General features: G+C 59.4%; 1 pseudogene. It reads right to left on the bottom strand.

The window, feature by feature from the left end:
* Positions 1 to 411, bottom strand: a pseudogene (locus EN750_RS38925) (MCE family protein); the annotation flags it as partial.

Below are 411 nucleotides of genomic sequence, written 5' to 3' on the forward strand. Positions count from 1 at the left end.
TCCTTGAGGTTACCGGTTACCGCGTCGACATTGGCGACGATGCTCTTGATCTTGTCCTTGTCGACGGCGTTGAGAAGGCCTTCGGCTGCTTTCAGCGTGCCGTCGAGTTTGCCGGAAACGCCTTTAAGCTCATCCGCCAGCGTGCTGGCGGCGGACAGGAACTTGTCGATGCCATCCGAATTCTTGGCCAGCGCATCGGAGAAGGTCTGAACATTCTGGACGGTCTGAGTCAGCGGCCCGCGAACGTCCTTGGTGAAGCCTTCGAGCTCGGTCAGCACCTTGTCGGCGCGGGTGAAGATATTCTGCGCCGTCTGCAAGAGGTTGGTCACCGCCGACGGATTGGCGACGATCTCGGCGACCTTACCTTCCTTTTCCGCCTGGTCGAGGAGTTTCACTTCCTTTGGGTCGGCG

It is taken from the genome of Mesorhizobium sp. M7A.F.Ca.ET.027.03.2.1 (assembly GCF_003999175.1).
Lineage (GTDB): Bacteria > Pseudomonadota > Alphaproteobacteria > Rhizobiales > Rhizobiaceae > Mesorhizobium.